The organism is Rheinheimera pacifica, from assembly GCF_024809855.1.
GTDB lineage: Bacteria > Pseudomonadota > Gammaproteobacteria > Enterobacterales > Alteromonadaceae > Alishewanella > Alishewanella pacifica_A.
In genome coordinates, this window is the sequence record NZ_JANUEM010000009.1 from 45748 (window position 1) to 69636 (window position 23889).

Sequence of the window (23889 nt, forward strand, 5' to 3'; positions counted from 1 at the left end):
CGTTTTTTGCCCAAAGCGCTAACCGGGCAAATAGCAGCGTTTCAGGTTAATCATTTACCGCCATGGCGTTAAAGGCGTCATGGCGCTCAGTACGGTACTCTTTTGGTGTCTGGCTGAAATGGCGCTGAAAAACGGCATACATATATTGTAACGACGGGTAACCGCACATTTTGGCAATCTCGGTGGGATTAACCTCGGTTTCTCGCAGCATTTTGCAGGCTTTGGTCAGCTTTTGGTTATGCAATTCTGTATGAATAGAATGGCCCCGCTCCGAGCGGAAGCGTTGCTCTAAGTTAGAGCGCGAAATACCAACAAAGTCTGTAACCTGTTCAACCTTGGCGCCACGGGTGGCATGGCGGCGAATGTAATGCATAGCCTGAATAACATAAGGGTCGCGCAGGGCTTTAAAGTCGGTAGACTGGCGCGAAGCCACGCCCACCGGCGGCACCAGAATACGCTTATTACCCACATCAATATTGTTCAGTTGCATATGCAGCAGCTTGGCGGCCTTGTAACCCATTTCAAAGCAGCCCTGGGTTACCGAACTTAAACTAATGCGGCTGAGATAACGGGCAATATCATCATCGTCGATACCAATAATGGCGATATTGTCTGGCACAATAATGCCAACGTGCTCACAGGCCTGCAGCAAATGGCGGGCGCGAGAGTCGGTTACGGCAATAATGCCGATGGGTTTGGGCAGGCCCTGAATCCAATCGGTCAGGCGGTTCATCGCATATTGCCAGGTTTCCGGCCGGGTGCAGTGGCCCTGATATACCTGGCAATCGTAACCATCTTGGGCTGTTAGCGTGCGTATGGCACTTTCACGTTCACGTGCCCAGCGGTGCTGTTCATCCACCGGTACACTGTAAAACGCAAAGCGATCCAGCCCTTTACGTTTTAAATGCTCATAGGCACTTTGTACTAAAGCGTAGTTATCGGTAGCGACATAGGGCACTGCCGGGTAATCGGCGGCATTATTGTAAGACCCACCAACACCAACCAGCGGTTTTACTGTGCCTGCCAAAGCGCGCTGGATATTCATATCATCAAAGTCGGCAATAATGCCATCGCCGCTCCACTCGTGAATATGTTCCAGCCGGCAGAGAAAATCCTCTTCCAGATACAGATCCCAATCCACTTTAGATGACTGTAAATAGTGGCCTATACCCTCAATAACCTGTCGATCGTAAACTTTGTTCGCATTAAACAACAACGTAATGCTGTGTTTGGCCTTAAACATATCCCCGCCCCGTCTGGTTTATCTGGTTATTATTTTTGTTTTGTTTTTTTAACTAAAATAGTGCAAGCGTGTTCAATATTAGACCAGCCAGCGCAACAGGCAAACCAGAAAACATAATTCGGCCATTCATTATGAATTTTCGTAATTGCTGCTGGCAGCAGGCTCATCAAAGATGCGTTCATCAACGCTAACATTCGGATAATTATTGCAAATGTACATAGGTATAGACTTAGGCACATCCGGCATAAAGGTTATTTTACTTAGTAGCTCCGGCAGCGTTATTGACAGTAGCAGTAGCTACCTTTCCGTAAGCCGGCCTCATCCATTATGGTCAGAACAAGACCCACAGCACTGGTGGGCTGGCCTGCAGCAATGCATGGCCCAGCTAAGCCAGCGCCAGCCGCTGGCCGGGGTAAAAGCCATCGGGCTGGCGGGGCAAATGCATGGTGCCACCTTGCTTGACAGCAACAACCAGATAATCCGTCCGGCGATACTGTGGAACGATGGCCGCGCTTTTGCGCAGTGCCAGCAGTTGCAGCAACAGGTGCCGCAATTGCAGCAGTTTACCGGTAATCTGGCCATGCCCGGTTTTACTGCACCAAAATTGTTATGGTTGCATCAAAACGAGCCAGAGCACTTCGCCCGTGTCGCAAAAGTATTATTGCCAAAAGACTACCTGCGCTTTTGCCTAAGCGGTGATTTTGCCTCTGATCTGTCTGACTCGGCCGGCACTTTATGGCTGGATATGGCCGGGCGCGACTGGAGCGACGCACTGCTACAGGCCTGTGGTTTACACCGCGGGCACATGCCGCAATTGTATGAAGGCAACCAGATCACCGGTACTTTGCTGCCAGAACTGGCGCAGCGCTGGGGCATGGTCGAAGTACCACTGGTTGCCGGTGGCGGGGATAACGCCGCCGGGGCTGTTGGCGCCGGTATTGTCCGTGCTGGGCAGGCCATGTTATCGCTTGGCACCTCGGGGGTGTATTTTGCGGTCAGCGATGGGTTTATGGCGAATCCGCAGTCGGCAGTGCATAGTTTTTGCCATGCATTACCCGGTAGCTGGCATTTAATGTCGGTAACCTTAAGTGCCGCCAGTTGCCTGCAATGGTACGCCGAACAGGTGGCACATGCGCCGGTGGCTGAGCTGTTAGCAGAACTGGAGCAGGCCAGTGCAGATACAAGTGCGGATATTGCAGAGTTGCCACTGTTTTTACCTTATTTATCTGGCGAACGTACACCGCACAATAACCCTAATGCTAAAGGCGTCTGGTTTGGTTTAAGCCACAGCACAGATCGCAAAGCGCTTACCTATTCAGTGTTAGAAGGCGTGAGCTTTGCCCTGGCGCAAGGGGCCGATGCCGTGCATGCCAGCGGCCTGCAGCCGACAGAAATTAACCTGATTGGCGGTGGCGCCCGCAGTGCTTATTGGCGCCAGCTAGTGGCAGATATATTAAACCTGCCGCTTAGCTTTCGCCAAAGCGGTGAAGTGGGGCCTGCACTGGGCGCTGCCAGGCTGGCGCGGCTGGCTATAGAGCCACATACCCCAATGGCCGATATTTGCCCGCAACCTGAGCTGGTAAGCCGGCATTTGCCCGACAGCCAGCGCCATGCTGCACTATTGCCGCGCTACAGCAAATTCAAAGCACTGTACCAGAGCCTGGCCGGACATTTTTAAGCTACAGCTTCTGAGCCAAAGCAATGACGATGGCAATTATGTTGAAAAGCACAAGATGGCTCTGAAAAAACATAATTGTGATAAGCCGCATCATTGCCCAACATTACTCAGGCAATATGTATGCAAAACCAAGGAGAGCAGCGTGGCTCAGTATTTCGATCAAGTAGATAAAATTGCCTATGAAGGTGCTGACAGCACCAATCCCCTCGCATTTAAACATTACAACGCCAGTGAAAAAATCCTCGGTAAAACCATGGCAGAGCACCTGCGCATGGCAGCCTGCTACTGGCATAATTTCTGCTGGAACGGCCAGGATGTGTTTGGCCAGCCCACCTTTGGCAGGCCCTGGCTGGCAGCCGGTGATGCTATGCAACAGGCAAAGCATAAAGCCGATGTTGCCTTTGAGTTTTTCCAAAAGTTAGGCATTCCGTATTATTGTTTTCATGACGTTGACGTAGCACCCGAAGGCAACAGCATTAAAGAGTACGTTAATAATTTTGCTGCCATGGTAGATGTGCTGGAGCAAAATCAAGCGCAAACCGGCGTTAAACTGTTGTGGGGTACCGCAAATTTATTCAGCAACCCGCGCTATGCCGCCGGTGCTGCGTCTAACCCCGATCCTGAAGTATTCAGTTACGGTGCTACCCAGGTATTTCATGCCCTGAACGCTACCAAACGGCTGGGCGGTGATAACTATGTACTGTGGGGCGGCCGTGAAGGCTACGAAACGTTGCTTAACACGGATCTGCGCCAGGAACGTGCCCAACTGGGCCGCTTTATGCAAATGGTGGTAGAGCATAAGCATAAAATTGGTTTTAAAGGCACCTTACTGATAGAGCCTAAACCGCAAGAGCCCACTAAACACCAGTACGATTATGACTCAGCAACAGTGTACGGCTTTTTAAAGCAGTACGGCCTGGAAAAAGAGTTCAGAGTTAATATCGAAGCCAACCATGCCACCCTGGCCGGCCATTCTTTTCACCATGAAGTGGCAACTGCTATTTCGCTGGGTATTTTTGGCAGCATCGACGCCAACCGGGGGGACGCACAAAACGGCTGGGATACCGATCAGTTTCCTATCAACGTGGAAGAGTTAAGCCTGGTAATGTACGAAATTTTAAAATCGGGCGGTTTATCTACCGGCGGCTTTAATTTTGACGCCAAGTTGCGCCGCCAGAGTGTCGATCGTTACGATCTGTTTTATGGCCATATCGGTGGCATGGACCATCTGGCCATGGCATTAAAACGTGCCGCTACCTTGCTGGAAAAAGACTTCCTAAGCGCCGCTGTTGCCAAACGCTACGCTGGCTGGAGCAACACCCTGGGTAAAGCCATTCAGAGCGGTGAGCACAGCCTGCAATCACTGGCTGATATGGTCGCGCGCGAACAACTGAACCCGCAAGCAGTGAGCGGCCAGCAAGAAAGGTTAGAAAATCAGGTTAATCTGGTGCTGTACCGCTAAGGTTGTGTTACCCCGTTGTTGTTGCCCGGCTTGCCGGGCTTTTTTATGCTAATTATCAACATAGCGTGTATTTTTGCCGGTTAAAAACAAATATGTACCGCAAACGGCTGCCCCAGTGCGAGCCAGAATCGATCAGCGGCTGACAGACACTGCTGGAAGATATTTAATTTTTATCTGACCCTGTTTATTGTTATCTGACCCTGTTTATTGAGCCTGTTTATTCATTAAACCGCATATCCCTAACTTACAATGACGTGTTGGTGCAAGTAATCTGTGTGATGGATATTTCTGCTTGCCGTACTTTTTGCTTGCAGGAGGTCATGGCTCCATATAGCTTAACCAGCAGGCATGGTGTGATAAATACTGATACTTCTGTGTTGTTTTCTGCGTGGTTGGTTACATTTTGAAGGTAAGTACGAGAATAAAAAATGCAGAGGCTGGCCCGTTGCAGTTGATGAAAAAACTCCAGCGTTACGCAATTTATTGTAGCCGGCAGCAACATGAAGCTGAGGATCTATTGCAGGATGCGCTGCTTGAAGCTGTCAGGCAAGGACGGGCAGAGCTGAGCCTGGCGGCGAACCTGCGCTGGCTGCGTGGTGTTATTCGCCATTTGGCACTGGAGCGTGCCCGCAGTGCCGTGCGTAGCCGCCAGCGTGATTCCGGTTATTATCAGTTGATGCCGCAGCAAGCGGCAGAACCTATTCCGCCAGACACCCGTTGGTTACAGATTCTTTCCGCCGGGCAACAGTTGGTGGCACGCTTAATTATGGCGGGGCATAACCGACAGGAAATCTGTTACCTTCTTGGGTTATCTGATGTGGCGTTGAGGCAACGGCTTAGCGCGCTACGAAAACAGCTGCAATACCGGCAGCATAATCCGCAAGAGTTTTGTATGCTGAAGTTACCTTTGCCGTATGGGCAAATTCGCCAGCGGCTACTGCCGTTGCTGGCGCAGACAGGGAAACTGGGCTGCCACGATCCTGACGGGCATTTATTTATTATTTCACACCTCACAAAAAACAATTCGGCGGCAACTTAGTGTCGGGCAGTTCGCCTTTATAGGTAAGGAAACAACAAATGAAAACATTGCGCATAGGTACCATCGTTTATTATGTGTCTGACATTGGCCGTACAGAAGCTTTTTACCGCGACACTATTGGGCTGCAGGTAGAGCGGATGGAGGCCGACGACAAAGGGGAACCCTGGTTGCATGCTTCTATTCCGGGAAATGTTGATTTGGTCTTTTTTAAAGGTGAAGTGAAAATTGGATCTTCGCCGGTTATCGTGTTTGAACTGACTGAAGATATTGAGCAGGTGGTTAGTAATCTGGCGGAAGCCGGGGTAACTATCGTCACGCCTGTTAGCCATGCTCCGGGTGGCTTATCAGCAGATTTCCTTGACCCGGACGGTTATATTTTGTCCGTTTATCAGCAAAGCGTTTGATAAAGACGGGCGGCAGCCGTATCTGACGCGGCTGCCACTTCGGCACTTAAGGTATGGCTTTAAAATTTGGCAATTTGCTTAAGGTTTTGTCTGTACTAAGTGTTTCTTTCCAACTGATAACATATATGCGCCAAAAACGGTTGTTCTGGCCCGGTTAAACGCAGTGGGAACTGGCTGTGGTTTGGGGCGTCGGGATAGAACTGCGGCTCCAGGCAAATACCCTGACGTGGGGTAAAAGGCACGGCCAGATAATCACCGCTATAAACCTGCAGGCCGGGGTAGTCTGAGCTTACCAGTAACCTGAGCTGTTGATCCGGGCTGGTTAGTATCGCTGCGGGGTGCTGCATATTGGTGTTAACTACCAAATTGTGATCAAGCAGTACTGTGCCGATGGTTTTGCAGTGGCGAAAATCCAGTGCGGTTTCGTCTACTGACAGTAGCGCACCGGTGGGAATTTTATCATTGTCGGTCGGGGTATATTGCTCGGCGTTAAGCCATAGCTGATGCCGGTTTACCGGCTCGGCTATGCCAGACAAATTAAAGTATGGGTGCAGGGTTGGCCCGGCCAGCGTTAACTGCGCTGACTGCGCTTCAAGCGTAATATCCAGCGAACCGTCTGCATTTAGCTGATAGGTTACAGTAAACTGCAGTGGGCCGGGGTAACCGCCCTGGCCATCCTGCACCGTGCAGCCTAGTACCAGCAAAGAGGGGTGATGCTGCAGGCAATGCCACGTCAGGCGGTGCAAGCCAATACTGCCGCCATGCAGGTGATGGCGGCCTTCATTTTGCTGTAACTGATAACGCTGTTCGCCAAGTGGTAATACGCCGCCGCCAATACGGTTGGCATAGGGGCCGACCGCAGCACCAAGATAGCAGTTATCCTGCAGGTACTGTCGGGTGTTTGTGTAGCCGAGGATTATCTCACGCTGGCTGTTACCCAAACGCACTAGCCAGCTTTGCATGCTGGCACCATGCTCCAGTATCGTCAGGCGGTCGCCTGCCGGGTTGGTTAAGGTAAATTGGCGCATAGGCTTAGTTACTCTGGTAAATAACTCAGCCTAACCTTGTCGGCGCAGCGGCAGTATTGCGTTAGCTGCCGCTGCTATTACGGAATTTGCCAGCCGCAATGCTTAATGAGCCGCGGCTATGCCGTCTCGTCTGGAATCAGAGCCTGCAACATAGCCTTTGTCTAATTTCATCACAGCCTGACCACCACCGAATACTAAGCCTGTGTTATTGCCATGAAAAAAACCTTGTGCTGTTGCCATAATGGGATTTTGTGGTGCATGCCCCATCAAATACAGCTTATCGACGGTGCTTTGCGGGATTGCTTGTTCAAAACTGACATTATTGTCTTCCCAGTGCCGAAATCGCGGTGCATCAATGGCTTGTTGTACATTCATATCAAACAGCACCATGTTAAGCAGCACTTGGACATGTGCTTGCGGCTGTTGCGGACCACCGACAATGCCGTAACTTAACCAGGGTTGTTGCTTACCCTGGGCATCTGCTTTGGTGACAAAACCCGGAATGATGGTATGAAATGGGCGTTTGCCCGGTGCCACGGTATTTGCTCTGTTTGGTTGTATTGATAGTCCTACCCCGCGGTTTTGCAGTGCAAACCCGGTGCCTGGCACTACAATGCCTGAGCCGAAAGGTCCCGCTAAGCTGTTAATAAAAGATACCATGTTGCCATCTTTATCCGCGACGCTTAAATAGGTGGTATCGCTGGTCGTTAGCGAAGGTTCAGGGGCCGCGTGCGCCATCGCTTTGCTGGCATTGATGAGTGCGCGCCGCTTGCTTATTACCTGATCTGACAATAATTGCTCTGGTTTTATCTGCATAAAGGCCGGATCGCCGACAAAGTGCTCCAGGTCAGCATACGCTAATTTTTTTGCTTCAATTAAATGATGCAGATAATCAGCAGAATTGTGCTGCATGGCGGCTAAATCATAAGGCTCTAATATCTTTAGCATTTCTAAAGCCGCAATACCCTGGCCATTGGGTGGTAATTCCCACAAGCGATACTCTTTGAACGAAACAGACATCGGCTCTACCCACGTCGCACTATAGTTCGCAAAATCGCTTTGCGTTAAAAAACCACCCAACTCCTGCACTCTTGCTGCAATTTTTTCTCCCAGTTCACCGCCGTACAGCACCTGTGGGCCGTGTTTTGCAATAAGCTTTAGCGTGTTGGCATAATCCGGGTTATAAAACCATTCACCTGCCTTTGGTGTTCGGGTCTGATCAATTAAAAAGGTTGAACGGGAACCTGGGTCCCAATTGATATTGCTTTCAAATAGCCCCCATTCAATCGCTGTGGCTTCCGATACCGGAAAACCTTGTTCCGCCAATTCAATAGCCGGGGCCATTGCTTGCGCCAAAGTAAGTGTGCCATGCGCCTCTAACAGTTTCGCCCAGCCTGATAGTGCGCCTGGCAGTGTAATAGATTGCGGGCCACTATCCGGCACCCGCCTGCGGTCTTTCATTTTGTCGAATGTCATCAAAGCACCTGCATGACCGCTGCCATTAATACCAACCAGCCGCTGCTCTTGCTCCAGCCACACCATAGCAAACATGTCACCGCCAATGCCGGTCATATAGGGTTCGACCACACTAAGCACCGCAGCTGCAGTGATTGCTGCATCAATTGCATTGCCGCCATTTTTCAGCACTGTTAAACCAGCCTGACTGGCTAAGGGTTGACTGGTTGCTACTACGCCATTGGGGGCATACACAGCCTTTTCCCGGAACTGCTCGACTGGCGAGCCAAGCCCTGCCCGAAATGAAAAACCAGCCACTACGGCAGATATCGCCACCAGCATAATTATCGCCAGCGTCCACAGTAAAAACCGTTTGATCCCGCGCATATTATTTTATCTTCCTCTACGTTTAACCACAGTCAAATTTCTAATGTTTATTGCTTGTCGGCGTGATAAGCCGAAGACGATTTGGTGAAATCAATGCGATTTTTAGTCACAAAATACAACCCAATGAATGTTCCGGGCTATAGTAGCCCGGCCAGCCAGTGCATTATTGAACGATATTGCGATTGCATGCACAAAGTCAGGTAAAGTATTGAAAAAGCCTGGGCTTGGCTTGAAGTGGGTAAATGCAGGAGTATCGCAAGGATGGATAAAAACCACAGTCTGGTAAAAAGTTGGGTAAAAAGAGCTGCTGGCGAGACAGAACGCATCGAGGCGTGTTTTAGCGGGCTGGCTTATGCGCCACATAGCCATGACACTTACACCTTGGCTTTAACAACGCTTGGTGTGCAAAGCTTTAATTATCGTGGTGAACTACGCCACTCCCTTCCCGGTGAGGTGGTGATATTGCACCCTGACGAGACCCACGATGGCCAGGCTGGAACCGACAGCCCATTTGCTTATCGGGCGATAACCATTAACCCTGTCGACGTGCAAAATGTTCTGCAAGGCGCCAGTTTGCCTTTTTTGCAAGGTGGCGTGACGAGAGATCCCCACTTTATCCGAATTGCCACCCGGCTGTTAGCAGAATTCAACCGCCCGCTGGAAACATTAGAGCAGGAGGATCTCATTTATGCTTTTGCCAGCTGTTTACAGCGCGCCACGTCTAACAGTATTAAACATACTCAGGCAAACTACTTTGCTATGAAACAAGTACGTGAATACATTGACGATGTAATAACCGTTGCTTCCTCTACGCCAATCGACATCACTCTGGATGAGCTGGCTGCTATTTCACAATATAGTAAGTGGCAAGTAGCTCGCGATTTTAGATCCCTCTATGGCACAACGCCTTACCGTTACGTAATACTAAAGCGATTACAAAAAGCAAAAGCCTTAATTGAGCATGGCTTGCCATTGGTGCAAGTCGCCTGTAACAGTGGCTTTGCTGATCAAAGCCATCTGACACGACATTTTAAAAAGTGCTTTGGTACAACGCCGAAAGTGTGGGCAAATCTAAATCAATGATATTCGGCATTGTTAAAGCAGCAGCCACAAGTGCTGCTGTAACAAAAGTTGCCATTGCATCTGGTGCTTCCACCTTAACCCTGCATATCTTCCAGCTCGGTGCCTTTGGTTTCATGCACCATTTTCGCGACAAAGATTACTGATATCAGCGCGCCCAGCGTGTATAAACCATAAGCTCCGGCTAAGCCTATGCCGCTTAGCAACAGCGGGAATGTCATAGTGATAAGGAAGTTACTGCTCCACTGTGCCAGGCCGCTAACCGCCAGGCCTGAGCCGCGAATTTGATTAGGGAACATCTCGCCCAGCATTACCCACATGACCGGGCCCCAGGACATATTAAAGAAAAACACATAAGCATTGGCACTAATTAGCGCCACTATACCCCAGTCGCCCAGCAGCAGGCGGCCATTGGTGTCCTGATCGGCATTGGCAAAAGCCAGTACCATCAAAGCCAGCGTAATGGCCATGCCAACAGAGCCCCATTTCAGCAGTGGCTTGCGGCCAATTTTATCAATTACCAGCAGCGTAATCACACAGGCAGCAATACTCAGGCCGCCGCTTATCACATTAATTAGCAGCGCGTCTGATTCGGAAAAGCCCACTGCCTGCCACAGCACCGCGCCGTAATAAAACACCACATTAATACCCACTAACTGCTGAAACGTAGCCAGGCCAATACCAACCCAGACAATACGACGCAATTTGCCGCTTTGCTTGTCTATTAAATCGCGCAGCTGTGGTTGATTATTGCCTTCCAGCGATTGCTGAATTTCGGTTAATTTGCGTGTTGCTGCCGTGTCGCCATACAGCCGCGTTAACACCGTGTTCGCCAGTGCTGTTTTGCCTTTTAGCACCAGAAAACGCGGGCTTTCCGGTATAAACAACAGCATCAGTAAAAACAGCACTGCCGGAATCAGCTCCATCCAGAACATCCAGCGCCAGGCGGCAAAATCCAGCCACAGCATAGCGGTAGAAGCACCGGCGAATTTTGCCAGTAAGTAGTTGCTGATAAAGGCCATAAACAGGCCAAAGATAATGGCAATTTGCTGCACTGTGGTGAGCATGCCGCGATAACGCGCCGGTGCCACTTCAGAGATATAAGCCGGAGCCATTACCGACGCGGCCCCTACCGCCAAACCGCCGAGAATACGGTAAAACACAAACTCCAGTGAGCTGTCTGCCACGCCTGAGCCCCAGGCGCTGATAACAAAAAACACGGCCGCAACCTGCAGTAAGGTACGCCTGCCGCTAATGTCGGCTAACCGGCCGGCAAAAAAAGCGCCAACGGCACAGCCCAGCAGCATGCTGGCTACGTTAAATCCGGTACCGGCACTTTGTGAATTAAACGCCTGCTGCAGGCCATCCACGGTGCCGTTAATTACACCGCTGTCATAGCCAAATAAAAAGCCACCTAAGGTGGCAACTATAGTAATAAATAAAATAAAGCCGCGGTTATCGGCCTCTGTCGCAGTGAGCGCTGTGTTTACTGAGTTAGGCTGCAAAATAGTGACCCCTGTTATTGTAGTTATCTTTATGCAGCATAAAGTTTAATCGGTACTTAAGCAGCGTGCTTGTTAAAAAACATAATTCTTTCAGTACATTTCGTTAATCCGCCAGGCGGCCTTGCATTGTATGGTAAGGTCAGATTGTCATTATAAAAGTAGCAATACCCATGATGTCAGCACCTAAATTTTTGCTGTTATACAAACCGGCACTACTGGTTTGCAGCCTTTGCCTGATAGCTCTGTTAGCAGCCTGTACGGCTAACCGGCAAACAGCAACTATAGTGCCCGGGCAGGCAAAGCAGGGCAGTGCTGTTAGTGGCCGTTACGCTAACTTATTTGCTCAGCAGGGCTACAGTCAGCAGGCCATTAACGCCAAAATCAGCCAGGCTTTTAACCAGCTGTTTTATGGCACACCAGATACCCAGGCCGTGTACTTTGCTGATGGCAGTAACGGGCATGGCACCAAGGCATATATTGCAGACATTAATAATAATGATGTGCGCTCTGAGGGTATGTCGTACGGCATGATGATCGCCGTGCAGCTGAATAAACAGGCTGAATTTAATGCGCTGTGGAACTGGGCTGTCAGTCATATGCACCATAGCGACCCGGCGCACCCGGCTTATGGCTACTTTGCCTGGTCTGTAGGTACCAACGGTGTGGCGCTGGATGAAATGCCCGCGCCTGATGGCGAAGAATATTTTGCTACAGCGCTATATTTTGCCTCGGTACGCTGGGGCGACGGGGCTGGCATATATCAGTACAAGGCCAAAGCCGACGAATTGCTGCAGCATATGCGCCACCGCAACATTATTACCGGCCAGACCTTACGTGGCAGCCAAACCGGCACCAATTTGTTTCATCCTGAATATGCCATGGTGCGCTTTACACCCGATTTAGCCAATGCCGACCATACCGATGCCTCTTACCACTTACCGGCTTTTTATGAAGTGTGGGCCAGAATGGGGCCAGAAGCCGACCGGGCATTCTGGCAACAGGCCGCCCGGGTTAGCCGTGATTATTTTAGCAAGGCTGCGCACCCAAAAACCGGCCTGACACCGGATTACGGCAACTTTGACGGCAGCCCATGGGCGGCGTCATGGCGGCCCGAGTCGGCCGATTTTCGCTTTGATGCCTGGCGCACGGCAATGAACTGGTCATTTGACTGGAGCTGGTGGCGCAAAGATGCCAGAGCAGTAGAACTAAGCAACCGGCTGCAGGCGTTTTTTATCAGTGAAGGGCTAAGCAACTACAGCAGCCAATACAGCCTGGACGGCAAAAAGCTGGATAACACGCAGCAAAGTGGTTTAGTGGCAATGAATGCCGTAGCCAGCCTGGCCGCTACAGGGCCCGATGCCGGTAAATTTGTGCAGGCTTTATGGCAGCTGCCCGTACCGGAAGGCCACTACCGTTACTATGACGGCATGTTGTATATGCTGGCATTGTTGCACGTAAGCGGGCAATTTCAGGCCTGGTTGCCTGCAGCAACAGATAAAACAGAATAAAAACAACGATAATCAACAGGCAGGCAAAGATGCAGACAGCTAGCTCAAGCGCCACAGCAAAACTCAGTACGCCAGAAAAGCTTAGTGTGACAGAAAAAATCGGCTATAGCCTCGGCGATCTGGCGGCTAACCTGATCTTTCAGACACTGATGACCTTTCTGGCTTTTTTCTATACCGACGTTTATCAGATCCCGGCTGGCTCTGCGGCGGCTATTATTTTTACCGGCGGTATTATCGGTGCTTTTTTTAACCCGGTAATGGGGCTGATTGCTGACAGAACCCAAAGCCGCTGGGGTAAATTCCGGCCCTGGATTTTATGGACAGCCGTGCCCTTCGGCGTTATTGCTTTGCTGGCGTTCAGCACGCCCGATTTCAGCCCGCAGGGTAAAATTATTTATGCTTTTACAACTTATGTGTTGCTGGTGCTGGTGTATTCGGCCAATAACCTGCCATATTCGGCATTAAGCGGCGTACTTACCGGCAATATGGCCGAACGTAACAGCTTGTCGGCATACCGCTTTGTAGCGGTAATGGTGGCGCAGTTTATTATTCAGGCGCTGTTGCTACCACTGGTGCTGATCCTGGGCGACGGCGATAAAGCCGTGGGCTTTGAAAACACCATGACGCTGTTTGCCTGTGTGGGTATCGCTTTTTTTCTGATCACCTTTATTACCACCAAAGAGCGGGTGCTTACCCTTAGCAGCGGCAGTTCCAGTATCCGCCAGGACTTAGGCGATCTGCTACGCAACAAGCCGTGGTTTATTCTGCTGCTGTTAACGGTGCTGGTGTTTATTACGCTGGCACTAAAAGGCGGCATGTATATTTTTTACTTTGAGCATTACCTCAGTGCGCCACATGTTGCGCAATTTCTGCAACATATCGGCTTTAATCGTTTTATTGCCGGTTTAAACAGCCTGCTTACCGGCATGGGTTTAACGGAGTTTCTCTGGCCGCAAGATGCCGCTACCTCGGGTTTTAGCCTGTTTAATGCCGGCGGCATTATCTGCATGATTATTGGTATTGGTTTTTCCAAGCCGCTGGCCGACAGGTTTGGCAAGCGTGATGTGTTTGCCGTGGCGCTGTTTATTTCTACGCTGTTTATTCTGCTGTTTTATCTGCTGCCGCCTGATGCTATTGGTCTGGTGTTTTTAGCGCAGCTGCTGCACGGCTTTTTTTACGGCATTACTATTCCGCTGCTGTGGGCCATGATTGCCGACGTGGCTGATTATTCCGAATGGAAAAACCACCGCCGCGCCACCGCCATTATTTTTTCAGCGATGATTTTCGGCCTCAAATTAGGGCTGAGTATCGGCGGTGCTCTGGTAGCAGGCATTCTGGCGCATTACGGTTATGACGCCCTGTTAGCCACCCAGGCCGAAAGCACCATTAACGGCATTAAACTGTCGGTTAGTTTATATGCGGCGCTGCCGTTTTTACTCGGTGTGGCCTGCATGTTTGTGTATGAAATTAATAAGCATAAAGAAATGCAGATTGAACAAGAACTAAGCCAGCGCCGCGCCGCGGCTGGTGTGCTGCAGGGAGAATAACGCTAATGTCCGCCACCGATTATAAAGCTCTAAAAGCCAAAGCAATTTCGCAACCACTGGTAGAGCATATTTACACTGCCGACCCATCAGCGCATGTGTTTGACGGCCGTATTTATATTTACCCGTCGCACGACATTGACGCGGGTATTGCCTTTAATGACAACGGCGATCATTTTGCCATGCAGGATTACCACGTACTGTCGCTGGACGACCCCGATGCCACTGCAGTAGATCACGGCGTAGCGCTGCATATTAACGACGTACCCTGGGCAGAGCGGCAAATGTGGGCACCGGATGCGGCAAAAAAAGGCGATAAATATTATTTTTATTTTCCGGCGAAAAAAGCCGATGGCCGCTTTCAGTTGGGTGTCGCAACCGGTGATAGCCCAGCCGGGCCTTTTACGGCACAGCCGCAGCCAATACAGGGCAGTTACTCAATAGACCCGGCCGTATTTGCCGACGATGATGGCAGCTACTATCTGTACTTTGGCGGCATCTGGGGTGGCCAGTTACAGCAGTACCGCAATAACCACTACGATGCGCAATATGCCGAACCTGCCGCCAATGAACCGGCACTGGGGCCCAAAGTGGCCCGGCTAACCGACAATATGCTGGAATTTGCCGAAGCGCCGCGCGAAATTTTAATCCAGGACGAACACGGCCAGCCATTACTGGCCGGTGATACTGAGCGGCGCTTTTTTGAAGCGTCCTGGCTGCATAAGTATAACGGTAAATACTATTTTTCTTATTCTACCGGCGATACCCATTATCTTTGCTATGCCACCGGCAACAGCCCCTACGGCCCTTTTACTTATCAGGGCCGTATATTGGAACCGGTTATCGGCTGGACTACCCATCATTCTATCTGCGAATTTAACGGTAAATGGTATCTGTTTTACCACGACTCGGTGCTGTCTGAAGGAGTAACCCATTTACGCTCGGTAAAAATGGCTGAACTACAGTATGACGCCGAAGGGCGGATCCGCACTTTAACGCCGTACCGCGACTAAACAGGAGGCACCGCATGGCCAGGCAACTGCTTGCAGCACTATTAGGGGTTAGCGCAGTATTTACTGTGTTAGCGCAACAGCCATATCAAAACGCCAGCCTGAGCACAGAGCAACGGGTAGACGATTTACTGGCCCGCATGACACTGGAAGAAAAAGTCGCCCAGTTGCAAACGGTGTGGCAGCAACGCCGGGGGATGGAAGGGCCGCAACTGCAGTTTTTAGCCGACAAAGCAGCACAAATTATCCCGCTGGGCATTGGCCATATCGGCCGGCCGAGCGAATTTAAAACACCACAACAAATGGCAGAATTTAACAATGCACTGCAGCGCTGGCTAAAAGAGAATACCCGGCTGGGCATTCCAGCGCTGATGCACGAAGAAGCGCTGCACGGCTATGCCGCTTTTGATGCCACCAGCTTTCCACAGGCAATCGCGCTGGCCAGCAGCTGGTCGCCGGAAGATATGCATGATGTATATGCGCTGGCCGCCCGCGAAATGCGCGCTACCGGGGTACACTGGGCCTTAACGCCGATTCTGGATATTGCCCGCGACCCGCGCTGGGGCCGGATTGAAGAAACCATGGGCGAAGATCCTTACCTGATGTCAGCGATGGGGGTGGCAGCGGTACAGGGCTTTCAGGGTAACAGCGGTAAAACCGGCCAGTTTGCGCCAGATAAAGTGGTCGCGACATTAAAGCATCTTACCGGCCATGGCCAGCCGCAAGCCGGGCTAAATATTGCCCCGGCACACATTTCCCCGCGTGAGCTGCATGAAGTATTTTTGCCGCCGTTTGAAGCAGCTGTAAAGCTGGCGCATGCCGCCAGTATTATGGCATCGTACAATGAAATTGATGGCATTCCATCGCATGTTAACCGCGCCTTATTGCAAGATATAGTGCGCAAAGAATGGGGTTTTACCGGCGTAATTGTCAGTGACTATTTTGCCATTGAAGAGCTGAACAGCCGCCATAATTTGTACGACACCGAGGCCGCTGCAGCCAAAGCCGCCTTACTGGCCGGGGTGGATATGGAAACGCCGGATCCGAAAACCTTCCCGCACTTAACAGCACTGGTGCAAAGTGGTCAGTTAGACGAAAGCGCGATAGACACCGCAGTACGCCGCGTACTGGCGCTGAAATTCCGCTTGGGTTTGTTTGACAACCCCTATGTTGATGCCAGCAAAGCCAACGCACTGGTGGGGGCTGCTAACGATCGCGACTTTGCCCGGCGGGTGGCGGAAAAATCCATGGTGCTACTAAAAAATGACGGCATTTTACCGCTAAATGCAGCAAAAATTAGCAAGCTGGCGGTTATTGGGCCGCATGCCGATGAAGTGCTGCTGGGCGGTTACAGCAGTATTCCACGCCAGACAGTGAGTATTTATCAGGGCTTAAAACAAAACCTGCAGGGTAAAGCACAAGTGCAGTTTGCCCGTGGCACTGTTTTAACCAAAGCCTTAACAGCAACTAAAGCACAAGAGCAGAACCAGGCTTTTATTACCTCAGATATCCGCCAGCGCAGCCAGGCGGCCGGTACGTTTTCTATGCAACGCTGGAACTATGATCCTATAGCGCTGGCGACTGATAACGATCGTAAAGGCCTGCTGGACGAAGCCGTGGCACTGGCAAAAACCGCCGATGCGGTGGTACTGGTGTTAGGTGAAAACGAGGGCTTATCGCGCGAAGCCTGGGCCGAAAGCCATTTGGGCGACCGCACCAGTTTAGCGCTGGTAGGTAACCAGCTGCAGCTGGCGCAGGCCATTCTGGCTACCGGCAAGCCAGTAGTACTGCTGCTAACTAACGGCCGGCCGCTGGCACTTGGCGAGTTGGCCGAAACAGCACCAGCCATTATTGAAGCCTGGTATCTGGGGCAGGAAACCGGTGCTGCTGTGGCCAATGTGCTGTTTGGCGATGTTAACCCGTCTGGCAAGTTGCCGCTGACATTCCCGCGCAGTGCTGGCCATATTCCCAGCTATTACAACCATAAAGCCTCTGCTAAACGTGGCTATTTGTTTGACGACATGAGCCCGCTGTATCCCTTTGGCCATGGCCTGAGCTACACCAGCTTTACCTACAGCAACTTGCAGATTGATGCCAGCGATGCCAGCGCCAATGACGAAGTGCAAATAAGCCTGACGGTGCAAAACAGCGGCCAGCGCCAGGGCACTGAGGTGGTGCAGTTGTACATTAATGATCCGCTGGCCAGTGTCACCCGGCCGGTGCAGCAGTTAACCGGCTTTAAGCGGGTACCCCTTAAACCCGGCGAACAGGCCACACTGCAGTTTACTGTGCCGGTTAACCTGCTGGCGTTTTTTGATCAGCACATGCGCTGGGTAGTGGAGCCGGGCGAAATCCGCCTGATGCTGGGCAGTTCGTCGGCAGATATTCGCTTAACAGGCAGTTTTGTTATTAAAGGTGACGTGACTGAAGTAGCTAACAATAAGGCGTATCTGAGCCAGGCCGTGATCAGCAATAAATAACCGCGGTGGGCATATCACAATAGGATTAACCGCAACAGCGGGAGGAATTATGCAACAAAGCAAGCGATATCACGGCAGCGGGCAGTTGTCGGGCATGCTGACACTGGCGTTAGCCTGCAGTTTGGCGCTGGTTGGTTGTGCTGGGCAGGCACCTGACGGCAGCAGCCAGGGCGTAGAAAAACCGCAGATCCAGCCACAAAACTGGCCACTGCAAAGCGCGCCGATTGCGCGCAACCAGCAAATAGAAGACAAAATTAACGCCTTGCTCCGCCAGATGACACCCGAGCAGAAAGTCGGCCAGATTATTCAGGCCGATATTGCCTCGGTTACACCCCAGCAAGCGCGCGATTATTACCTGGGCTCGGTGCTAAACGGTGGCAACTCGGCACCGGGGCGTGATAACCGGGTTGGTGCAGCTGCCTGGTTGCAGCTGGCCGATGCGTTTTGGCAGGCCAGCACCGACACCAGCGATGGCAGGCCGTACATTCCGCTGATCTGGGGTACCGATGCCGTGCACGGCCACAGCAATGTAAAAGGTGCGACCATTTTTCCGCATAATATTGGCCTGGGCGCCATGCGCGAACCGCAGCTACTGCATGCTATTGGCCGTGCTACTGCTGTTGAAATGCAGGTAACCGGGCTGGACTGGACTTTTGCGCCAACCATTGCGGTAGCGCGTGACGACCGCTGGGGCCGCACTTATGAGTCGTACAGTGAAGACCCGGCACTGGTCGCCAGCTATGCGCCGCATATTTTGCAGGGTATTCAGGGCATGCCGGGCGCCGCAGACTTTTTGCGTGGCGAGCATATGCTGGCTACGGTTAAACACTTTTTGGGTGATGGCGGCACTGTCGGCGGTAAAGATCAGGGCGACAGTATAGATACTGAAGCACAACTGCGTGATATTCATGCGCCAGCTTACTACAGCGCCATTAAGGCCGGTGCACGGGTGGTAATGGCGTCTTACAACAGCTGGCATGGCGATAAAATGCACGGTTTTGCCTCTATGCTAACCGACGTTTTAGTACACCGGATGGGCTTTGATGGTTTTGTGGTAGGCGATTGGAACGGCCACGGCCAGATAAGCGGCTGTACGCCAACAGATTGTGCGGCCTCGGTTATTGCCGGGCTGGATATGTATATGGCGCCGGACAGTTGGCAGGCGCTGTATGCCAATACACTGGCACAGGTAAAAGACGGCCGCCTGCCGATGGCGCGGCTGGATGAAGCCGTACTGCGCATACTACGCATTAAGGCAGAAATGGGCTTATTTGAGCAGGTAAAACCCTCTGAACGGCCACTGGCCGGGCGTTATGAACTGCTGGGCAATGCACAGCACCGGGCACTGGCACGTGAAGCTGCGCGTAAGTCACTGGTATTGCTGAAAAATAACCAGCAGTTACTGCCACTTCAGCCAACTGGCCGGGTGCTGGTGGCGGGCGACGGTGCCGATAATATCGGTAAGCAAAGCGGCGGCTGGACATTAAGCTGGCAGGGCTCGGGTAATGCCAACAGTGATTTTCCTAATGGCGACTCTATTTATACCGGTATCCTGCAAACGGTTACTGCCGGGGGCGGCAGTGTGGAGCTTAGCGAAAACGGCCGTTACAGCCAGCGCCCTGATGTTGCCATAGTCGTATTTGGTGAAGAGCCTTATGCCGAGTTTATTGGCGATCGCAGCCATCTGGCGTTTGACGACAACCGCGGTTTGCAAATTCTTAGCCAACTAAAAAGCCAGGGTATTCCTACCGTGGCGGTGTTTTTATCCGGCCGGCCGTTGTGGGTAAACCCTGAGCTGAATCAGTCTGATGCTTTTGTTGCTGCGTTTTTACCCGGCAGCGAAGGTGGAGCGGTGGCCGATGTGCTGTTCCGCTCGCCTGCAGGTGCTGTGCAGCATAATTTTCAGGGCAAATTGTCATTCTCCTGGCCGGATAACGCCAAAGGCGAGCCGCTTAACGTCGGCGATGCGGGCTACAAGCCGCTGTTTGCCTACGGCTATGGTTTAAACTACGGCGACAATACCACTGTGGGCCAACTGCATGAAGAAGCCGGCATCAGCGCTGATCAAATGCTCAATACCAGCCGTTATCTGCATGCCGGTAAAGCCGTAACACCCTGGCAGTTGCAATTGCTCGATCGGGGCCAGATCACCCGGGTAACAGACGCCCTGCATACCTCAGCCCGTGGCGCAGTAACCGCCACTGCCACAGACCGGTTGCAGCAGGAAGACTCGGTTACGCTTAGCTTTGCGCAGCCTGGCACAGTGCTGCTAACCCATGCCGACGGTGCAGTGCTGGATTTAGCCCGTCAGTCTAACGGCGATATGGCGCTGGAACTGGAATATCAGGTGCTGGCGCTTAGCAGCAATAACACTACGCTTGGCATGCAATGCGGCGACAACTGCAGCGCCAATATTGATATCAGCGGCCAACTGGCGCAAATGCAGGGTAAGGGCTGGCAGAGTATGAAAATTGCGTTGCGCTGCTTTAGTGAAGCCGACAGCACTTTTGATATCAGTAAAGTTACCCGGCCAATGGTGCTGCAAGCTGGTGCTGGCCTGGTGTTACAACTGGCTAATGTGCGGCTGGCGCAAAATGAAGGCAATGCCACATGCGGCAACTAAAATTTGCTGGCTATACCGCCTGGGTTAAGCACGCCAGCTTATATATTGCACTGCTGCTTAGCCCGCTGGCATTTGCTGATATCAGCCTGCCAAAACTGATTAGCGATGGTATGGTGTTGCAGCGCGACAGCGCTATTACATTGTGGGGCTGGGCTGCTACCGACGAAGCGGTTGAAGTGCGCTTTAATGGCAAAGTCATTGGCCAGGCTAAGCCTGTCAACGGCCGCTGGCAGCTTAAGCTGGCAGCACAACCCGCCGGTGGGCCTTATCAGCTAAGCTTTCACGGCCATAACCAGATCACGTTGCAGGACATTTATTTTGGTGATGTCTGGGTGGCGTCGGGCCAGTCTAATATGGAAATGGAGATGGCACGCCTGGCCGAGGCCTATCCGCAGGATTTAACCGCCGCCAGCTATCCGTTAATCCGCCAGTTTAAAGTACCGCAGCATTACAATTTTAAAAAGCCGCAGCAGGATTTCAGCAGCGGCCACTGGGTTGCTGCCAGCCCGGACACTATTAGCGGGTTTTCTGCACTGGCGTTTTATTTTGCCCGTAACTTGTTCAACCATAACGGCATAGCCATCGGCATTTTAAATAATGCGCTGGGTGGCTCGCCGGTTGAAGCCTGGATGAGCGAGCAGGCGCTGCAGCCATTTCCTGACGCGCTGGCTGAAGGCCTCCGCTTTCGCGACGATAAGCATATTCAGGCAGTTACCGAGGCCGATAAGGCAAAAAATGCACAGTGGTATGGTGATTTACAGCAGCGTGATGCGGGCTTAACCAGCAGCACACCCTGGTATAGCACTGCTTTGGACGACAGCAACTGGGCCAGCTTTAACGTGCCGGGCTTTCGGCCCGGGCCTTTTACCGGTGTCTGGTGGTTGCGTAAAACAGTGCAGCTAACTGCCAAACAGGCGGCACAGGCTAATACCTTGCGGCTGGGCTCTATCGTCGATGCCGACGAGGTATATATCAATGGCACGCAAGTGGGTGATACCACCTATCAGTACCCGCCGCGCCGTTATGCTTTACCCGACAACCTGCTTAAAGCCGGTAGCAACCTGCTGGCAGTTCGTATTACCGCCACCAATGGTAAAACCGGCTTAATGCCGGATAAACCCTATTGGCTTGGCACAGACAATAACAAGCTGGATTTAACCGGGCCGTGGAAAATGCAAAGCTCCGCCCAAGCAGAGCCTTTACCGGGAGATACCTTTATCCGCTGGAAACCGCTGGGCTTATTTAACGGCTTAACCGCGCCGTTAACTTATCTGCCGGTTAAAGGCGTGATCTGGTATCAGGGTGAATCTAATGTTGGCCAGTACGCGCAGTATCAGCCGCGTTTTACCGCGATGATCCGCGATTGGCGGGCAAAATGGGCGCAAAATGGCGGCCAGCAACAGCCGTTACCATTTTTATTCGTGCAGTTGGCTAATTATCTGGAAAAAACACCAGAGCCTACCGACAGCCACTGGGCCGGGTTACGCGAAGCGCAGCGCCACAGCTTAGCCGAGCCGGATACCGCTATGGTGGTGGCAATTGATACCGGCGAGTGGAACGATATTCATCCGGTAGATAAAAAAACCTTAGGCCAGCGCCTGGCGTTAGCCGCGAGGGCGGTAGCGCTGGGCGAAGATGTGCAGTATCAGGGGCCGCAGTTGTTGTCGGTACAAGCGCAGGGCAATAAATTACTGCTTAGCTTTGATCAGCAACTGGTACTCAAACCCGGCCAAAGTTTTGCCATCGCCGGCAGCGACGGCAAGTATCGCTGGGCGCAGGTAAAGCTGCAGGGTAAGCAATTAGTGCTGTCGCATGCTGATATTACCGCGCCGGTACAAGTACGCTACGCCTGGGCCGATAACCCGGATGCAGTGCTTTATAACACCGAAGGTTTACCGGCATCACCTTTTATTTACCAGCCAAAGTAAATACTCAGCCAGCCATCAATATTTTATCTTTGTTAGCGCCCAATGGGCGCTATGTTATAGACGCTAAACACAGCGGCTCTTCTAAGGTGTTTCAAAATACTGCCTCTTTCTGAAAAGCTTGCATAGGTTATCTTCACAGAACTCCAACGTAACACTGTCGAAGAAATAGGCGGAGTCAAACATAATTATCCACTTATTTGAGTCATTGAAATACTCTGAAGGTGAAGATAGTGAAGCACTTCTAGAAGATTTGTCGCTGTATACCAAATTTATTATTTCTATGCCTTTTTCGGATTTATCATGCAGATGCGTAAGAACTTCTGCTTTACTAGTACCAATAGTAAATCCATATGCACCTCCTTCTTCAACGACTTCATGAAGCGAGCTCGACCACAGAAAAAATGCAAATAAAGTACCGAGTATAAATACCACAAGGAGCGATTTATAAATGACTGAACTAGGTTTAGCTTTCATTCATCAAACCTCGGGATTTTTGCAAAAGGGGTCGGAGACAATCAAAGTTAAGTTTGGCTAATCCATTATATTTCAGTTGCTTGCATAAAAAATGGTTATTATTAGCTCCGCCCCCTTTTTCCGGTACAGTAGTTTGTTATGCCTAAATACGCACATCATAGCCAGCGGCTTTAAGTTCACGAATGATGCTGTACGCTTGCTCATCTATAGAGCTGCCTATCTTCTTGTATACAAGACCGCTCAAATCACTAGGTATTGCAACCTCACCTTTATGTACACAACATACTCGCGAGCGTCCGAGTCTCCCCACAAAATATCCGAATTCAAAAATTACATTTGGTCTTGCTCGCTTTTCCAAGTGCCTTTCTTTATCAGAAAGATCTAATTGGCTAACAGCGAAAGCAACCTCGTCAGGTGTCAATAGGATGAAGGCATATCCCACATCCGCGTGCTTTTCGAACTTCTCAATTATTGTTGCTCCCTCATCTACTTGACGATGAAGAACCACTGGCTCTAGGCCAATTTCATGCAAAAACCTCTCAACGTCCGTTTTTAACTCAGTATCATGTCCATGAACAACGAAGACCTTATTTGACAGGGATGCCGAACGATGTGTTGCAGTCGGTCCCGCAAGCTCACCATAAACATCAGACTCTAGAGCTGCTCTAGTAAGCTCAAGTGCCTTCAATAGGTTGGACTTAGCACCCTCGAAATTATCTCTTCCATTTCCTTTTGTAATTAACGATATACCTTTTGCTGCAAGAGCACGCGCTGGAGATGAATCTTTACAAATTCGGTCGACAGCATTACGAGTTCTAGTTTTCCACGCTAGCCACTCAGGCACGTCCGTTCCTGCATATTGACCTGGATAGTCGGTGTCAGCTTGACAGAAGTTCGACCAAGTAAACCTCTGTCCTTCAGTTATAAGGTTATCTATAAGTGTTTTATCACTGTCCATATTTCTCTCTATATATTCTTGGTCACCAAAGGGCATAACACTTATTCGGCGGGTCGAGCCGCAGTTAAACACGGGTTAACCCA

Annotated in this window: 17 protein-coding genes; 11 read left to right on the plus strand and 6 right to left on the minus strand. The window is 51.2% G+C overall.

Annotated features, from left to right (window positions below):
- Positions 1-46: 46 nt before the first annotated feature.
- Positions 47-1243 carry a XylR family transcriptional regulator gene (locus tag M2404_RS12620; protein WP_259240106.1) on the minus strand — a complete coding sequence of 399 codons (1197 nt, stop codon included), beginning with the start codon at positions 1241-1243 and terminating at the stop codon, positions 47-49.
- 211 nt (positions 1244-1454) lie between these two features.
- Between M2404_RS12620 and xylB the strand changes: the two genes are divergently transcribed.
- The 4 genes from xylB (at position 1455) to M2404_RS12640 (ending at position 5826) form a co-directional block, all read left to right on the plus strand.
- A complete protein-coding gene (gene xylB / locus M2404_RS12625; protein WP_259240204.1) occupies positions 1455-2921 on the plus strand; it encodes a xylulokinase in 1467 nt (488 codons plus the stop codon).
- Positions 2922-3063: 142 nt separating this feature from the next.
- Complete coding sequence (gene xylA, locus M2404_RS12630; protein WP_259240107.1) at positions 3064-4383, plus strand: xylose isomerase; 1320 nt, start codon at positions 3064-3066, stop codon at positions 4381-4383.
- 454 nt (positions 4384-4837) lie between these two features.
- Positions 4838-5422, plus strand: coding sequence for an RNA polymerase sigma factor (locus M2404_RS12635; protein WP_259240108.1), 585 nt, complete (start codon positions 4838-4840; stop codon positions 5420-5422).
- Between the two features lie 38 nt (positions 5423-5460).
- Positions 5461-5826 (plus strand): VOC family protein, encoded by a 366-nt coding sequence (locus M2404_RS12640; protein ID WP_259240109.1) that lies wholly within the window; start codon positions 5461-5463, stop codon positions 5824-5826.
- 95 nt (positions 5827-5921) lie between these two features.
- Here M2404_RS12640 and M2404_RS12645 read toward each other — a convergent pair whose 3' ends face one another.
- Positions 5922-6854, minus strand: coding sequence for an aldose epimerase family protein (locus M2404_RS12645; protein ID WP_259240110.1), 933 nt, complete (start codon positions 6852-6854; stop codon positions 5922-5924).
- Between the two features lie 102 nt (positions 6855-6956).
- Entirely contained in the window at positions 6957-8696 is a 1740-nt protein-coding gene (gene ggt / locus M2404_RS12650) for a gamma-glutamyltransferase (protein ID WP_259240111.1), read from the minus strand.
- Positions 8697-8957: 261 nt separating this feature from the next.
- Between ggt and M2404_RS12655 the strand changes: the two genes are divergently transcribed.
- Positions 8958-9779 (plus strand): helix-turn-helix transcriptional regulator, encoded by an 822-nt coding sequence (locus M2404_RS12655; RefSeq protein WP_259240112.1) that lies wholly within the window; start codon positions 8958-8960, stop codon positions 9777-9779.
- Positions 9780-9853: 74 nt separating this feature from the next.
- Here M2404_RS12655 and M2404_RS12660 read toward each other — a convergent pair whose 3' ends face one another.
- Entirely contained in the window at positions 9854-11281 is a 1428-nt protein-coding gene (locus M2404_RS12660; RefSeq protein ID WP_259240114.1) for a sugar porter family MFS transporter, read from the minus strand.
- A 170-nt stretch (positions 11282-11451) separates the two neighbouring features.
- Here M2404_RS12660 and M2404_RS12665 point away from each other — a divergent pair, with 170 nt between their 5' ends.
- The 6 genes from M2404_RS12665 to M2404_RS12690 are packed head-to-tail and all read left to right on the plus strand — an operon-like array spanning position 11452 to position 22374.
- Positions 11452-12789, plus strand: a complete 1338-nt coding sequence (locus M2404_RS12665) for a family 8 glycosyl hydrolase (RefSeq protein ID WP_259240115.1) — start codon at positions 11452-11454, stop codon at positions 12787-12789.
- Positions 12790-12818: 29 nt separating this feature from the next.
- Positions 12819-14336 carry an MFS transporter gene (locus M2404_RS12670; protein ID WP_259240116.1) on the plus strand — a complete coding sequence of 506 codons (1518 nt, stop codon included), beginning with the start codon at positions 12819-12821 and terminating at the stop codon, positions 14334-14336.
- Between the two features lie 5 nt (positions 14337-14341).
- Positions 14342-15346, plus strand: coding sequence for a glycoside hydrolase family 43 protein (locus M2404_RS12675; RefSeq protein ID WP_259240117.1), 1005 nt, complete (start codon positions 14342-14344; stop codon positions 15344-15346).
- A 14-nt stretch (positions 15347-15360) separates the two neighbouring features.
- Complete coding sequence (locus M2404_RS12680) at positions 15361-17823, plus strand: glycoside hydrolase family 3 N-terminal domain-containing protein (RefSeq protein ID WP_259240118.1); 2463 nt, start codon at positions 15361-15363, stop codon at positions 17821-17823.
- Positions 17824-17872: 49 nt separating this feature from the next.
- The gene (locus tag M2404_RS12685; protein WP_259240119.1) at positions 17873-20446 is read left to right on the plus strand and encodes a glycoside hydrolase family 3 protein; all 2574 of its coding nucleotides are present in this window, start codon (positions 17873-17875) and stop codon (positions 20444-20446) included.
- Complete coding sequence (locus M2404_RS12690; RefSeq protein WP_259240120.1) at positions 20434-22374, plus strand: sialate O-acetylesterase; 1941 nt, start codon at positions 20434-20436, stop codon at positions 22372-22374. The genes M2404_RS12685 and M2404_RS12690 overlap by 13 nt, the downstream gene beginning before the upstream one ends.
- 81 nt (positions 22375-22455) lie before the next feature.
- On the opposite strand, the gene M2404_RS12695 is transcribed toward M2404_RS12690, so the two are convergent.
- Together M2404_RS12695 and M2404_RS12700 are read right to left on the minus strand one after the other, a co-directional pair.
- A complete protein-coding gene (locus M2404_RS12695) occupies positions 22456-22848 on the minus strand; it encodes a hypothetical protein (protein ID WP_259240121.1) in 393 nt (130 codons plus the stop codon).
- 142 nt (positions 22849-22990) lie between these two features.
- Positions 22991-23806 carry a nucleotide-binding protein gene (locus M2404_RS12700; protein WP_259240122.1) on the minus strand — a complete coding sequence of 272 codons (816 nt, stop codon included), beginning with the start codon at positions 23804-23806 and terminating at the stop codon, positions 22991-22993.
- Positions 23807-23889 lie beyond the last annotated feature (83 nt).

Excerpts from the sequence above, each read along its gene's own strand:
- M2404_RS12620 (WP_259240106.1), bottom strand. The coding sequence starts at position 1,243 with ATGTTTAAGGCCAAACACAGCATTACGTTGTTGTTTAATGCGAACAAA.
- M2404_RS12655 (WP_259240112.1), top strand. The coding sequence starts at position 8,958 with ATGGATAAAAACCACAGTCTGGTAAAAAGTTGGGTAAAAAGAGCTGCT.
- xylB (WP_259240204.1), top strand. The coding sequence starts at position 1,455 with ATGTACATAGGTATAGACTTAGGCACATCCGGCATAAAGGTTATTTTA.
- M2404_RS12665 (WP_259240115.1), top strand. The coding sequence starts at position 11,452 with ATGATGTCAGCACCTAAATTTTTGCTGTTATACAAACCGGCACTACTG.
- M2404_RS12670 (WP_259240116.1), top strand. The coding sequence starts at position 12,819 with ATGCAGACAGCTAGCTCAAGCGCCACAGCAAAACTCAGTACGCCAGAA.
- M2404_RS12645 (WP_259240110.1), bottom strand. The coding sequence starts at position 6,854 with ATGCGCCAATTTACCTTAACCAACCCGGCAGGCGACCGCCTGACGATA.
- M2404_RS12635 (WP_259240108.1), top strand. The coding sequence starts at position 4,838 with ATGAAAAAACTCCAGCGTTACGCAATTTATTGTAGCCGGCAGCAACAT.
- M2404_RS12685 (WP_259240119.1), top strand. The coding sequence starts at position 17,873 with ATGCAACAAAGCAAGCGATATCACGGCAGCGGGCAGTTGTCGGGCATG.
- M2404_RS12680 (WP_259240118.1), top strand. The coding sequence starts at position 15,361 with ATGGCCAGGCAACTGCTTGCAGCACTATTAGGGGTTAGCGCAGTATTT.
- ggt (WP_259240111.1), bottom strand. The coding sequence starts at position 8,696 with ATGCGCGGGATCAAACGGTTTTTACTGTGGACGCTGGCGATAATTATG.
- M2404_RS12675 (WP_259240117.1), top strand. The coding sequence starts at position 14,342 with ATGTCCGCCACCGATTATAAAGCTCTAAAAGCCAAAGCAATTTCGCAA.
- M2404_RS12690 (WP_259240120.1), top strand. The coding sequence starts at position 20,434 with ATGCGGCAACTAAAATTTGCTGGCTATACCGCCTGGGTTAAGCACGCC.
- M2404_RS12640 (WP_259240109.1), top strand. The coding sequence starts at position 5,461 with ATGAAAACATTGCGCATAGGTACCATCGTTTATTATGTGTCTGACATT.
- M2404_RS12700 (WP_259240122.1), bottom strand. The coding sequence starts at position 23,806 with ATGGACAGTGATAAAACACTTATAGATAACCTTATAACTGAAGGACAG.
- M2404_RS12695 (WP_259240121.1), bottom strand. The coding sequence starts at position 22,848 with ATGAAAGCTAAACCTAGTTCAGTCATTTATAAATCGCTCCTTGTGGTA.